Source organism: Aureimonas glaciei (assembly GCF_014643375.1).
GTDB classification, from domain to species: Bacteria; Pseudomonadota; Alphaproteobacteria; order Rhizobiales; family Rhizobiaceae; genus Plantimonas; species Plantimonas glaciei.
Window position 1 is genome coordinate 52,880 of record NZ_BMJJ01000006.1, and the last position, 12,690, is coordinate 65,569.

A 12,690-nucleotide genomic window follows, 5' to 3' on the forward strand; every position below is an offset into this window, starting at 1 on the left:
ACGGCCGAGAGCGGCGATTCCGCCCGGTAATTTCCCCGCCGCCGACGAAAACCGCTGCCCACCATACCGTCGACGCTTTCCTGTCGTTGATCTTCAGGACGTTATCGTGTTTGAAGGTTCCGACGCGACGTCCTACCTGATGGCGGTCCTGCCGCAATCAGGCCGCCGCATCGCCGTCGACAATCCGGTGCGCGCGGCGCCGGGCGCTTCGGGGGCGGGCCGGACGAGATTTCGCTGGGGACATTGATCCTCATGGCAAAGGGAGAGTGACATTGGGTAGCTTCAGCATCTGGCATTGGCTCATCGTTCTGGCGGTCGTGCTCCTGCTCTTCGGTCGCGGCAAGATCCCCGAGCTGATGGGTGACGTCGCCAAGGGCATCAAGAATTTCAAAAAGGGCATGAGCGACGACGACGCGACGACCACGACGCAGGAGCGCCGCACGCTCGACAACCGCGATGGCGAGATCGTCACCCGCGAAACCACGACCACGACTGACAAGCCGCTCGTCTAGAGCGCGACGGGACGGCGGCGCGTTCGCGTGCCGCCGTCCCTAAGACGGTAGAGCGTCCGCCGAGGCAGGACAGCTTTGCGTGAAGCGCCGCATGATCCGGGTCTGCCGGACCATCTCCGCCCGATATGGTTCTGTTCCCGAACGGGTCACTGATTATGTTCGATATTGGCTGGTCTGAACTGCTCGTCATCGGCGTCGTGCTGATCGTCGTGGTCGGTCCCAAGGACTTGCCGCGCATGCTGCGCACCTTCGGCAAGACGATGACGCAGTTGCGCCGCATGGCCGGCGACTTCCGCAAGCAGTTCGACGAGGCGCTCACCGAGGCCGAGTTGGACGACGTGCGCAACTCCGTGCGCGATCTGAAGGCGATGGATCCGCGCAAGGATCTGCGCAAGGCGCTCGACCCGATGCGGGCCGTGGGCGACGAGATCCGCTCCTCGCTGCGCGCGGCCACCAAGGCGCCGGAGCCAACGATCCCCTCTGCGACCGCCCCGGCGGCTCCGGCGGAGCCGAGCGTCGTCGGCACAACCGACATGCAGCCCATGGCCTCCAACCCGGTCCCGCCGAAACCGGCCGAGAACACGCCGCCCCTCCAGCCGACCACCGCGCAGCCGGCGACCGCCCCGGCGGCAACCCCGCAGCCTGCAACCGCTGCGGCGGCAACGGTCCAGCCGACAGCCGTGCAGCCCGCGACGGTCGAGCCGGAGCCGGTTCACGTCAATGGCCGAGATACCAGCGGAGACGCCCAGTGAGCCGTGCCGAGCCCGACGACATCGAAGCCTCCTCGGCGCCGCTGATCGATCATCTGATCGAGTTGCGCACCCGCCTGATCTGGGCGCTCGCCGGCTTTTTCGCGGCTTTCCTCCTCTGCTTCTTCTTCGCCAAGGAGCTCTTCAATCTCCTGGTCGTGCCCTACCAGGTGGCGGTCTCCTGGGCCGGCATCACCGAGGAGCATGTCCAGCTCATCTACACCGCACCGCAGGAATTTTTCTTCACGCAAGTGAAGATCGCCGCCTTCGGCGGACTGTTCCTGGCTTTCCCGATCATCGCCATCCAGATCTACAAGTTCGTGGCGCCCGGGCTCTACAAGACCGAGCGCTCGGCCTTCCTGCCGTTCCTGGTGGCGACGCCGCTGCTCTTCCTTGCCGGCGCCGCGCTCGTCTACTTCTTCTTCACGCCGATGGTGATGTGGTTCTTCCTGTCGATGCAGCAGTCGGGCGCCGAGCCGGGCCAGGCGTCGATCCAGCTGCTGCCGAAGGTGTCGGAATACCTGTCGCTGATCATGGGGCTGATCTTCGCCTTCGGCATGGTGTTCCAGCTGCCCGTCGTCACCTCGCTGCTGGTGCGGGCGGGAATCGTCACGTCGGAAGGCCTGGCGGGCAAGCGCAAATGGGCGATCGTCCTTGCCTTCATCGCCGCGGCGATCCTGACGCCGCCCGATCCGCTGTCGCAGATCGGTCTTGCCCTGCCGACCATCCTTCTCTACGAGATTTCGATCATCACGGCGCGGCTGATCGAACGCAAGCGGGCCGAAGCGCTCAGGGAAAGCGACGCGTCCACCGACTCCGTCTAGTCTGGATTGCCCTCGTCTTCCGCTGACTGAAGACGGGAGAAAACATGCTCGACATCCGATGGATCCGCGAGAATCCGGAAGCGCTCGACTTAGCTCTCGCGAGCCGGGGCGCCGCGCCCGCCGCTGCCGAACTGGTGCGCCTCGATGAGGAGCGCCGCGGCCATGTCGCCCGTCTGCAGGACCTGCAGAGCCGCCGCAACGACGCCTCCAAGGAAATCGGCAAGGCCAAGGCTTCGGGCGACGCAGCCCGCGCCGAGGCCGTGATTGCCGAGGTCGCCGAGATCAAGACCGCGATCCAGGACGGCGAGACCGAGGAGCGCCGCATCGACGCCGTGCTCGGCGAGATCCTGGCGCGCCTGCCCAACATCCCGCTCGACGACGTTCCCGTCGGCCCGGACGAGAGCGCCAATGTCGAAATCCGCAAGCACGGCACGCTGCCGAACTTCGACTTCGCGCCGAAGCAGCATTTCGATCTCGGCGAGGCCATGGGCCTCATGGATTTCGACCAGGCGGCGAAGATCTCCGGGGCCCGCTTCACCATTCTGAAGGGCGGTCTCGCCCGGCTTGAGCGGGCGCTCGGCCAGTTCATGCTCGACCTCCACACGTCCGAACACGGCTACCAGGAGGTCGTCGCGCCGATCCTCGTGAAGCCCGAGGCGCTGTTCGGCACCAACCAGCTGCCGAAGTTCGAGGAGGACCTGTTCAAGACGACGGACGGCCGCTACCTCATCCCGACCTCGGAAGTGCCGCTGACCAATCTCGTGCGCGAGACCGTGCTCGACGAGGCCGAGCTGCCATTGCGCTACACCGCGCTGACGCCCTGTTTCCGCTCGGAAGCCGGTTCCGCCGGACGCGACACGCGGGGCATGCTGCGCCAGCACCAGTTCTATAAGGTCGAGCTGGTCTCGATCACCGCCGAGGACGCCTCGCTCGCCGAGCACGAGCGGATGACGGCCTGCGCCGAGGAAGTGCTGAAGCGGCTCGGCCTGGCCTTCCGCACCGTGGTCCTGTGTACCGGCGACATGGGTTTCGGTGCCCGCAAGACGCACGACATCGAGGTCTGGATGCCCGGCCAGAACGCCTATCGCGAAATCTCGTCCTGTTCGGTCTGCGGCGACTTCCAGGCGCGCCGCATGAGCGCGCGCTACAAGACGGCGGGCGAGAAGCAGACGCGCTTCGTCCACACGCTCAACGGTTCCGGCGTCGCCGCCGGCCGCTGCCTGATCGCGGTCATGGAAAACTACCAGAACGCCGACGGCAGCATCACCGTGCCGGAGGTGCTGAGGCCTTATATGGGTGGCCTTGAGCGGATCGGCGGGGCCGCCTGATGCGCATCCTCATCACCAATGACGACGGCATCCATGCCGAGGGTCTGGCCGTCCTGGAGCGCATTGCGGCAAAGCTGTCGGACGATGTCTGGGTCGTGGCGCCCGAGACCGACCAGAGCGGCCTGGCGCATTCGCTGACCCTGTCCTCGCCGCTGCGCCTGCGCAGGATCTCGGACCGGCGCTTCGCGCTCTCCGGCACGCCGACCGATTGCGTCATCATGGGCGTCAAGCACGTCATGCCGGGGCCGCCGGATCTGGTTCTCTCCGGCGTCAATGCCGGCCAGAACATCGGCGACGACGTCACCTATTCCGGCACCGTCGCCGGCGCGATCGAAGGCACCATGCTGGGCTTCCGGTCGATCGCGCTCAGCCAGGCGCACACGCCGGGCAAAGACCGCGAGGCGCTGTGGGATACGGCCGAGCACCATGCCCCGGCGATCATCGAAAAGCTCGCCGGCGTGGATTTCCCGCCGGGCGTCCTGTTCAACGTCAACTTTCCCGCCGTCACGGCAGACGCCGTCACCGGCATCGAGATGACGCGCCAGGGCAAGCTGGACTACAATCTCGGCCTCGAAGAACGGCGCGACGGCCGCGGCTTTCCCTATTTCTGGCTGAAGTTCGGTCGGCAGGCCGGGGCGGAAATGGCGCAGTCGGACATCGGCGCGCTGCTCCAGGGGCGGATTTCGGTGTCGCCGTTGAAGCTCGACCTGACCGATCACGGTCTGCGCGAGAAACTGCAGTCGCTGTTCGACTGAGGGGCGCGCGACGTGAAAGCGAACTGACGTGCCGATGACCCTCAACCATGCCGACCGCGAGGACCTTGCCGCCTTCCTGCTCCAGCTGCGCTCGGCGCACAGTGCCGGCGGTCGCCTGACCGAGGCCGTCGAATCCGTGCCGCGGCGCCTCTTCCTGCGTGACGGCCCGCGCAACGCCTACAGCGACTGCTTCCTGCCGATCGACTGCGGTGAGACCATGCCGGGCGCCGCCTTCGCCGTCGGCCTCGTCGCGGCGCTGCGGGTGGAGGCTTCGAGCCGCATTCTCGAGATCGGGACCGGCAGCGGCTACATCACGGCGCTGCTCGCCAAGCTTGGCGCGCGGGTGCACAGCCTCGACCGGTATCGCCGACTGTTGGAGACGGCGGGGGAGCGGCTGAAGACCTGCGGCATCGCCAATGTCTCGCTGATCCGCGAGGACGGGCAGGAGGGCTATCCCGATGCCGCCCCCTACGACCGGATTATCATCCACGCGGCCTCGGAGACGCTGCCGCGCTCCTTCCTCGAGCAATTGGCGCAGCACGGCCAGATCGTCTGCGCGCTCGGCCCGGGAGCCGGCGCCCAGACCCTGGTGCGCCTGCAGAAGGTCGGCAGCCGGCTGGAGCGGGAGGATCTGCGCACCGTTCGCTACCAGCCGCTGGCTGTCGGAGTCTCGAAGATCCTGTAGCGGCAGCGCGGGCCGTGACAAAAGCGTCACGCCCGCTCTGCTCGCACGGACGTGAATAACGAAAAATGCACTGACTCGTCCGCAGTTTAACGGGGCAGTAAGATTAACGGTGCCAAATGGCCTCCATGGTGATGCGTGGTGCGTGGGGTCATACGATGTGTATGGAAGTGCTGAAGAACAGTCGGTTTCGTTTGGCGGGCTCCGTGGGCGTGCTCGCGCTGGCGGTGCTGATGGCCGGCTGCAGTGCCGACACGGCGCGTTTTGACGACGGATTTTATACCGGCGCGGTTCCCAAGCAGCCGAGGCCGCAAGCCGATGTCGGTCAGGCCCAGGCCTATCCCGGCTCGCTCGACCAGGTGGAGACCGGTTCGGTCGCGCGCTACGGCAACAATCCCGGCGGCGGCGTGCAGCAGGCCCCGATCTCGAACCAGCCCTATCCGGCGGGCGGGGGTGGTCCGGTCCGGACAGCCGCCGTCGAGCGGACCATGCTGCCGCCACCCTCGGCTGCCGGCGCAGCTCCCGCGCAGAGCTATGAGCCGGCCCCTGTCCAGGCCGCCGCACCCGCGCCGGTTTCGACCGAGCGTGGCTGGCACCGGTCCGACAACCGCGTGACGCTGCGCAGTGGTGAGACGATCGATACGCTGGCGACGCGCTACGGCGTGCCGGCGAAGGCGATCCTGTCGACCAATGGCCTGTCCCAGCCGGGCGACGCGGTTGCCGGCCAGGAAATCTCGATCCCGACCTATTCCTACGGCGGTCCCGTTCGCACCGCCAATGCCGCCGACGGGCGGACCGCCGACGGGCGGACCCTCGGCGCGCCGCCGGCGCCGCTGCGGGTGCCGTCCGCCGCTCCCGCCCGTTCGGCCTCCGCCGGGGCGCCGGTCGGCAACGCCAGCATCGTCGTCGAATCCGGCGACTCGCTGATGGGCATTTCGCGCCGAACCGGCGTCTCGGTCGCTGATCTGAAGGCTGCCAACAACCTGACGAGCGGCGATATCCGCATCGGCCAGAAGCTCCGCCTGCCGGGCGGCGCCGCTCAGCCGCAGCGCGTCGCGGCCGTGGAGCCGAAGCGCGCGGCGCCGGCGCCTCTCGCGGCACCGAAGGCCGCCGAGGCCGCGGCTCAGCCGGTGGCCCCGGCTTCCACCCAGCCGAAACCCTATGAGGCGCCCAAGGCTGCAGAGAAGGCCGAGGCGCCTGCCAAGGCGGTTGCGGCAGCGCCTGCCGCTGCAGCGCCGGTGGCAAAGGTGGAGACGCCCTCGACCACGGTCTCGGCCGAGTCCGAGAGGGAAGTGGCGACGGCAGCCCCCAGCACGACCGGCATCGACCAGTTCCGCTGGCCCGTCCAGGGCCGCGTGGTCAAGCGCTACGGCGAGAAGAACGGCAGCCGCCGCAATGACGGTCTCGACATCTCCGTGCCGCGCGGCACGCCGGTGAAGGCCGCCGAGAACGGCGTCGTCATCTATGCCGGCGACGGCCTGAAGGAGTTCGGCAACACCGTCCTCATCAAGCACGACAACGGCCTCGTCACCGTCTACGGCCATGCCGACACGCTGAAGGTGAAGCGCGGCGCGACGGTGCGCCGCGGCGAGGAGATCGCGACCGCCGGCGTCAGCGGCGACACCGAGACGCCGATGGTGCATTTCGAGGTTCGCAAGAATTCCGCGCCGGTCGATCCTGCCAAGTACCTGCAGTAGGCTTCGACCAGGCGATGCAAACGGGCTCGGCCATTACGGCCGGGCCCGTTTGCGTTGGAGCGTCAGCCCGCGATGGCGGTCTGCGTCAGCGGAACGCCGAGGCGCCCGGCAAAATCCTGGACGAACTGGAAAGCGACGCGGCCGGACCGGCTGCCGCGCGTCGTCGACCATTCCAGCGCCTCGCGGCGCAACAGATCCGCGTCGACATCGACGCCATAAGCGGCGAGATAGCCGTCGATCATCGCGAGATAGTCGTCCTGGCTGCATTTGTGGAAGCCGAGCCAGAGGCCGAAGCGATCGGAGAGCGAGACCTTCTCCTCCACCGATTCGCCGGGATTGATCGCCGTGGACGCCTCGTTCTCGATCATGTCGCGCGGCAGCAGATGGCGGCGGTTCGAGGTCGCGTAGAACAGGACGTTGTCGGGCCGGCCCTCGACGCCGCCGTCGAGCGCCGCCTTCAGCGACTTGTACGAGGCGTCGCCCGCATCGAAGGAGAGATCGTCGCAGAAAAGCAGGAAAGGGCAGGGCGCCTCGCGCAAAAATCCCATCACCAGCGGCAGGTGCTCGATGTCCTCGCGGTGGATCTCGATCAGTTTCAGCCGCGGACGATCCGCGGCGAGGCCCGCGTTGACCGCCGCATGCGCCGACTTGACCAGCGACGACTTGCCCATGCCCCGCGCGCCCCACAACAGCGCATTGTTGGCGGGAAGGCCGTTGGCGAAGCGCTGGGTGTTTTCGGTGAGGATGTCCTTGGCCCGGTCGATTCCCTTAAGAAGATCGATCTCCACCCGGTTCACGCGCCGGACCGGCTGAAGACGTGTCGGCGGCTCGAAGACGAAGCAGTCGGCGGCATCGAAGTCCGGCCGCGAGGGAAGGGGCGGCGCCAGTCTCTCTAGGCTGGTGGCGATGCGCTCCAGCACCGATTGCAGGTCAGGGGTGTTCATATCCATCGAAGTGTCCCACAAAGCCGGCGTATCGCGGGGGCCGTCCGGCCGCCGCTTGTTGCATTCGAGGCGACCGATCGTATATTCCGCCCGATACGTAAAGGGGCGGCCGCCGCCCGCCATGTTTCCCTGTAGGAGCCCTCCATGTTCGTGACCGATGCTTTCGCCCAGGCGGCCAGTCCTTTAGGCGGAGGCACCAGCGAGCTGCTGATCAGCATTCTGCCCTTCGTCGCGGTCTTCGCGATCATGTACTTCCTGATCATCCGTCCGCAGCGCAACCAGATGAAGCGCCGCGAGGAGATGCTGAAGAACATCCGCCGCGGCGACACCGTCGTCACCGGCGGCGGCATCATCGGCAAGGTGACGAAGGTCATGGATACCGGCGAGCTCGAGGTGCAGATCGCCGAGACGGTGAAGATCCGCGTCATCCAGGGCAGCGTCTCGGAAGTCCGCGTCAAGGGCGAGCCGCTCGCCGCAAACGCCAAGTAAAACACCTCGGTCGACCGGCGCTGGCCGGTCGGCCGTCTGGAACAGCAGGATCGGCATGGCCCAGGGCATCGAGATGCGGCAGGCGCACTTTCCCGGAAGGGCGCCGATCGACGCCTATGGCAATGGCGGCTTCCGCTTTGCCTCGATGTCGCACAAGGGATCGATCCTCTGCCTGCCCTCGGGCATATACGGCTGGGAGGCGACCATCGCCCAGCCCTTCGGCGGCGAGCGCCTCCTGAAGATCTTCGAGGAAGCCGACGCCGTAAAATTCGTCCTGTTCGGCACCGGACCGGACATCCGGCGCCTGCCGCCGGCGCTGGCCGACCGTTTCCGCAAGGCCGGCATCTCCTGCGATCCGATGTCGACGGGCGCGGCCGTGCGCACCTTCAACGTCATGCTGGCCGAGGGCCGGCCCGTGGCGGCCGCGTTGGTGGCGGTGGAATGATCGGCATCTCCCGGAACGCAACGCGATGACAGCCGCCCGACTGGCAGAGGACTATGCCCTCTGCGAGCGTCTGGTGCGCGACGAGGATCCCGACCGCGCGGTGGCCGTCCAGTTCGCCCCGTCGGACAAGCGCCGCCATCTGCTGGCGCTCTATGCCTTCAACATCGAGACGGCGCGCGTCCGCGACCAGATCAGCCAGCCGCTGCCGGGCGAGATCCGGCTGCAATGGTGGCGCGATATCATCGCCGCCGGCGACGGGGCGAGCGAGGCCGCAGGCGACGGGACAGGCGTCTCGTCACCGGAGCGGGCGGGGGGCGGCCACCCCGTGGCGGCCGCGCTGCTCGACACGATCCAGCGCTTCGACCTGCCGGGCGCCGCCTTCGAGCGTTTCCTCGACGCCCGCATCTTCGATCTCTACGACGACCCGATGCCCTCGGTCACCGCCTTCGAGGGCTATGCCGGCGATACCGCCTCGTCCCTGATTGTCATGGCGGCGATGATTCTGGATCGCAGCAAAGCGCCGCAAGTCTCTGATGCGGCGGGCCATGCCGGCGTGGCCCAAGCCGCCGTCGGCGCCCTTCGGCTGTTGCCTTTGCACCGCCGCCGCCGCCAGGTGTTCATGCCGGCCGATCTTCTCGCTGCAGCCGGATGCCCGGCAGAAGCACTGATCGCGGGAGAGGCTGAGCCGACGGACCGCGCCATCGCGGCGATGACCGCTTTCGCGAAGGACCATCTCGATCGGTACCGCGCGCATCGCGCGGGGGTGCCGGCGAGCTTGCGGGCCGCCTTCCTGCCGGCCGACCTGACCGCGACCCATCTCAAGCGCATCGTCACATCAGGCCGGGCGGCGATCGAGACGCCGCGGCCGATCGGTCCGCTCCGCCGGTCGTTCTCGCTCTGGCGCGCCATGCGCGGCTGAAACCTCGACGGGTGGCGCGGCCGACGATCGCGCCGAAGGATGTGTGCGATGGCATTTTCGGGTCTTGTCGGCTTCGGTCGTTGGTCGCGCTCGCTGGCCGCGGGCGCGGGCCTTGCGACGGCGCGCTTTCCGCTGGCCGTCGCGCTCATCGTCGCCATCGCGGCGATCGCCAATCTCGAGGTGGCCGATGTCCATCTCATGGCCGACGAGGATCTCGTCTGGCTCCTCGCCGCCCTGTCCGCCGCCCTGTCGACCTCCGTCGGCCTTCGCCTCCTGGCCGAATCGCATGCTTGGAAGAGCGGGGCGACGCTCGCCGTGCCGCCACTCGGCGCTGCGGCGGCGGGTCTCTTGATCTGGAACGCGCAAGGAATCGGCGTGTTGGCGCCGCCGCTGCTCGCCGCGCTCTGCCTGTCGATCCCGCTCGTTCCCTACCTCGCGCGGCGAGACGACCGGAAGTTCTGGACCTTCACCCTGTGGACGGCAGTCGGCATCACGCTCGCCTTTATCTCCGTCCTGATCTTCGTCCTCGGCGTCTCCGCCATCCTGGAGATGATCCGTTACCTCTTCGGGATCGGCCTCTCCTCCGGTGCCTACGAGCACATCTACACAACGGCCCTGACCCTGGTCGGGCCGCTCTTCGCCCTCGGGCGCATTCCCGCGGACTTCGACGAGGCCGTTTCCGCCGGGCCGGGAGACCGGGTGACCGCGGGCGTGCGACCGCTGCTCGGCTGGGTGGCGGCGCCGCTGACGCTGGCGACCGCCGTCGTCATCCATCTCTATGCCGCCAAGATCCTGGTCACGCAGGAAGTGCCGAAAGGCGAAATCGGCTGGATCGTCAGCTTCTACGCGCTGCTCGTCCTGTCGCTGCGCCTCGCCGCCGAGCCTTTCCTGGTGGACGGCGCGGCATCGACGCGGCTGTTCGGGCGTCTCTGGGCGCCGCTGCTCGTCGTGCCCATTGGGCTTCTTGTCTATGCCCTCGGCATCCGGATTGCCGCCGAGGGCGTGACGCTCGAGCGCTATTATCTCGGCCTGGCGGCGCTGGCCTCGGTTCTCGTCCTGGTCGCCCAGCTGACGCGCTGGCGTGGCGACATCCGCCTGATGGCCGCCGTGCCGCTCGTCCTCCTGGCGCTGTCGTCCTTCGGACCCTGGGGCGTCGCGTCGGCAGTCGGCCGAAGCCAGGCGGCCCTGTTGGCCGAGAGCCTCCCAGTGGGCGCAGATGCTGATGCGGCCGGGCCGAGCGAGGCACTGCGCAGCTCGCTGCGGTCGCGGCTCACCGCGCTGCAGGCGGTGGACGAACTGGACCGCGTCCTGCCGCTGCTGTCCGAAAGCCAGCGCGCCGAAGTGGAAACGCGGATCGGCGGCCAGCCGGATCTGCTGTCCGCCACGCTGATGAGCGTGCTCGGGCTCGACTACGGCCGCAACGAGGCTCCGGCCGAGGCCCTGACGACATTCTCGACAGGACAGCCCGCAGCCCTCGATCTCGCCGGTTTCGACCGCGCGCTGATCGACCGCAATATCCAGAGAGGCGACGCCGGGCGCGGAGAGCGGCCCGGTCTGGCGCTCGACGCAGACAATCTCGTGATCGCGGTGGAGGGTGCGACGGACAGCTTCCCGCTGACAGACGCGCTGTCGGCGATGGCGGGCCTCGCCGAGGGGACTACCGGAGCGAACCCCGACCCCGGAGGGGTCGCGCCATTCGTCGTCGATCTCGCTTCCGCCGGCGGCCGTAGCGTCCGCCTCCAGATCACCGTCGCCGTGTGGAATAGCGCCAGCCGGGAACCGGTTTCGCTGAACGCGACGGTGCTCCTGCGCAGCGCCGACTGGCCGGCCTCACTCGGCGGCGGCGGAAACCCGGGATAGGCCGAGCCATTCGGCGCAATCGGCCAGCGCGCGCGCCGACATGGCGCGGCGGCGCAGGTCGGTCTTTTCCTTGCCGCGAATGCGCTTGCCCTCGACGCGCGGCACCTTCGGGACCTCGACGGGCGGGAACAGGCCGAAATTGACGTTCATCGGCTGGAAGGAGCGCTTGCCGCTTTCCTCGACTCCGGAGAGGTGGCCGCCGGTGATGTGCGAAAGGATGGCGCCCATGGCGGTGGTCGCCGGCGGCGGCGCGGCTTCCTGTCCGCGCGCCTCGGCCGCGGCGAAACGGCCCGCGAGAAGCCCGATCGCCGCCGATTCGACATAGCCCTCGCAGCCGGTGATCTGGCCGGCGAAGCGCAGGTCCGGCCGCGACTTCAGCCGCAGGGCTCTGTCGAGCAGGCGGGGCGAATCGAGATAGGTGTTGCGGTGCAGGCCGCCGAGACGGGCGAACTCGGCATTCTCCAGGCCCGGAATGGTGCGAAAGATCCCGGCCTGTTCGCCGTAGCGCAGCTTTGTCTGGAAACCGACCATGTTGTAGAGCGTGCCCAGCGCATTGTCCTGGCGCAGCTGCACCACGGCATAGGCCTTCACGTCGGGATTGTGGGCATTGGTGAGGCCCATCGGTTTCATCGGGCCGTGCCGCAGCGTCTCGGGCCCGCGCTCCGCCATCACCTCGATCGGCAGGCAGCCGTCGAAATAGGGCGTGCCCTCCCACTCCTTGAACTCGACCCGGCCACCCTCGACGAGGGCCGCGATGAAGGCGAGGTACTGCTCCTTGTCGAGCGGGCAGTTGATGTAGTCCTTGCCGGTGCCGCCGGGCCCGACCTTGTCGTAGCGCGACTGGAACCAGGCCTTGTCCATGTCGATGGTGTCGAAGTGGACGATCGGCGCGATGGCGTCGAAGAAGGCGAGGGCGTCCTCGCCGGTCTCGGCGCGGATGGCGTCGGCAAGCGCCGGCGCCGTCAGCGGTCCGGTGGCGATGATCGTCGAGCCCCAGTCGCGCGGCGGCAGGCCTTCGACCTCTTCGCGGCGGATCTCGATCAGCGGGTGGTTCTCGATTTCGGTCGTCACGCGCGCGGCGAAGCCGTCGCGGTCGACCGCCAGCGCGCCGCCGGCGGGGACCTGGTGCGCGTCGGCGCAGCGCATGATCAGCGAACCCGCCAGCCGCATCTCGGCGTGAAGGATGCCGACCGCATTGGTCTCGGCGTCGTCGGAGCGGAAGGAATTGGAGCAGACGAGCTCGGCGAGCGACTCTGTCTTGTGCGCCTCGGTGCCACGCACCGGGCGCATCTCGTGCAGCACGACGGGCACGCCGGCACTGGCGATCTGCCAGGCAGCTTCAGAACCGGCGAGGCCGCCGCCGATGATGTGAATGGGGGTGTTTTGCATCCGGCCAGTCTACCACCGGGCATTTGCCGGGGAAAGCGGAGCCGTAAAACAACAACACCCGCCGGGGGAGGAACCGGCGGGTGTCGTTTTCAAACCT

14 protein-coding genes are annotated in these 12,690 nt (G+C 68.0%); 12 read left to right on the forward strand and 2 right to left on the reverse strand.

Annotation, left to right across the window (positions count from 1 at the left end):
• The first annotated feature begins 106 nt into the window (after positions 1-106).
• The 8 genes from IEX88_RS13370 to IEX88_RS13405 all read left to right on the forward strand — a co-directional run bounded on the left by IEX88_RS13370 (position 107) and on the right by IEX88_RS13405 (position 6,547).
• A complete protein-coding gene (locus IEX88_RS13370) occupies positions 107-247 on the forward strand; it encodes a hypothetical protein (RefSeq protein ID WP_188851423.1) in 141 nt (46 codons plus the stop codon).
• 25 nt (positions 248-272) lie between these two features.
• Entirely contained in the window at positions 273-512 is a 240-nt protein-coding gene (locus tag IEX88_RS13375; RefSeq protein ID WP_188851426.1) for a twin-arginine translocase TatA/TatE family subunit, read from the forward strand.
• Between the two features lie 155 nt (positions 513-667).
• Positions 668-1,264, forward strand: coding sequence for a Sec-independent protein translocase protein TatB (gene tatB, locus IEX88_RS13380; protein ID WP_188851428.1), 597 nt, complete (start codon positions 668-670; stop codon positions 1,262-1,264).
• Positions 1,261-2,085, forward strand: coding sequence for a twin-arginine translocase subunit TatC (tatC, locus tag IEX88_RS13385; protein ID WP_188851430.1), 825 nt, complete (start codon positions 1,261-1,263; stop codon positions 2,083-2,085). The genes tatB and tatC overlap by 4 nt, the downstream gene beginning before the upstream one ends.
• 44 nt (positions 2,086-2,129) lie before the next feature.
• Positions 2,130-3,413: a serine--tRNA ligase gene (serS, locus tag IEX88_RS13390; protein ID WP_188851433.1), complete on the forward strand. Its 1,284-nt coding sequence runs from the start codon at positions 2,130-2,132 to the stop codon at positions 3,411-3,413.
• Complete coding sequence (gene surE, locus IEX88_RS13395; protein WP_188851435.1) at positions 3,413-4,168, forward strand: 5'/3'-nucleotidase SurE; 756 nt, start codon at positions 3,413-3,415, stop codon at positions 4,166-4,168. Before serS ends, surE begins: the two co-directional genes overlap by 1 nt.
• A gap of 34 nt (positions 4,169-4,202) precedes the next feature.
• A complete protein-coding gene (locus IEX88_RS13400) occupies positions 4,203-4,853 on the forward strand; it encodes a protein-L-isoaspartate(D-aspartate) O-methyltransferase (protein ID WP_244640186.1) in 651 nt (216 codons plus the stop codon).
• 191 nt (positions 4,854-5,044) lie between these two features.
• Complete coding sequence (locus tag IEX88_RS13405) at positions 5,045-6,547, forward strand: peptidoglycan DD-metalloendopeptidase family protein (RefSeq protein ID WP_188851439.1); 1,503 nt, start codon at positions 5,045-5,047, stop codon at positions 6,545-6,547.
• 62 nt (positions 6,548-6,609) lie between these two features.
• On the opposite strand, the gene IEX88_RS13410 is transcribed toward IEX88_RS13405, so the two are convergent.
• Entirely contained in the window at positions 6,610-7,497 is an 888-nt protein-coding gene (locus IEX88_RS13410; RefSeq protein WP_188851441.1) for an ATP-binding protein, read from the reverse strand.
• 138 nt (positions 7,498-7,635) lie between these two features.
• Between IEX88_RS13410 and yajC the strand changes: the two genes are divergently transcribed.
• Genes yajC through IEX88_RS13430 form a run of 4 tightly spaced genes read left to right on the forward strand, consistent with a single transcriptional unit; the run spans position 7,636 to position 11,204 of the window.
• Positions 7,636-7,980, forward strand: coding sequence for a preprotein translocase subunit YajC (gene yajC, locus IEX88_RS13415; protein ID WP_188851443.1), 345 nt, complete (start codon positions 7,636-7,638; stop codon positions 7,978-7,980).
• A 55-nt stretch (positions 7,981-8,035) separates the two neighbouring features.
• On the forward strand, positions 8,036-8,425 hold the full coding sequence (locus IEX88_RS13420; protein WP_188851445.1) for an Mth938-like domain-containing protein: 390 nt from the start codon (positions 8,036-8,038) through the stop codon (positions 8,423-8,425).
• A 25-nt stretch (positions 8,426-8,450) separates the two neighbouring features.
• Positions 8,451-9,344 carry a phytoene/squalene synthase family protein gene (locus IEX88_RS13425; RefSeq protein ID WP_188851447.1) on the forward strand — a complete coding sequence of 298 codons (894 nt, stop codon included), beginning with the start codon at positions 8,451-8,453 and terminating at the stop codon, positions 9,342-9,344.
• A gap of 48 nt (positions 9,345-9,392) precedes the next feature.
• Positions 9,393-11,204 carry a DUF4153 domain-containing protein gene (locus tag IEX88_RS13430; protein ID WP_188851449.1) on the forward strand — a complete coding sequence of 604 codons (1,812 nt, stop codon included), beginning with the start codon at positions 9,393-9,395 and terminating at the stop codon, positions 11,202-11,204.
• Here IEX88_RS13430 and trmFO read toward each other — a convergent pair.
• Positions 11,175-12,593 carry a methylenetetrahydrofolate--tRNA-(uracil(54)-C(5))-methyltransferase (FADH(2)-oxidizing) TrmFO gene (trmFO, locus tag IEX88_RS13435; RefSeq protein WP_188851451.1) on the reverse strand — a complete coding sequence of 473 codons (1,419 nt, stop codon included), beginning with the start codon at positions 12,591-12,593 and terminating at the stop codon, positions 11,175-11,177. The genes IEX88_RS13430 and trmFO overlap by 30 nt on opposite strands.
• Positions 12,594-12,690 lie beyond the last annotated feature (97 nt).

Excerpts from the sequence above, each read along its gene's own strand:
- tatB (WP_188851428.1), top strand. The coding sequence starts at position 668 with ATGTTCGATATTGGCTGGTCTGAACTGCTCGTCATCGGCGTCGTGCTG.
- serS (WP_188851433.1), top strand. The coding sequence starts at position 2,130 with ATGCTCGACATCCGATGGATCCGCGAGAATCCGGAAGCGCTCGACTTA.
- surE (WP_188851435.1), top strand. The coding sequence starts at position 3,413 with ATGCGCATCCTCATCACCAATGACGACGGCATCCATGCCGAGGGTCTG.
- IEX88_RS13400 (WP_244640186.1), top strand. The coding sequence starts at position 4,203 with ATGACCCTCAACCATGCCGACCGCGAGGACCTTGCCGCCTTCCTGCTC.
- IEX88_RS13410 (WP_188851441.1), bottom strand. The coding sequence starts at position 7,497 with ATGGATATGAACACCCCTGACCTGCAATCGGTGCTGGAGCGCATCGCC.
- yajC (WP_188851443.1), top strand. The coding sequence starts at position 7,636 with ATGTTCGTGACCGATGCTTTCGCCCAGGCGGCCAGTCCTTTAGGCGGA.
- IEX88_RS13420 (WP_188851445.1), top strand. The coding sequence starts at position 8,036 with ATGGCCCAGGGCATCGAGATGCGGCAGGCGCACTTTCCCGGAAGGGCG.
- IEX88_RS13425 (WP_188851447.1), top strand. The coding sequence starts at position 8,451 with ATGACAGCCGCCCGACTGGCAGAGGACTATGCCCTCTGCGAGCGTCTG.
- IEX88_RS13430 (WP_188851449.1), top strand. The coding sequence starts at position 9,393 with ATGGCATTTTCGGGTCTTGTCGGCTTCGGTCGTTGGTCGCGCTCGCTG.
- trmFO (WP_188851451.1), bottom strand. The coding sequence starts at position 12,593 with ATGCAAAACACCCCCATTCACATCATCGGCGGCGGCCTCGCCGGTTCT.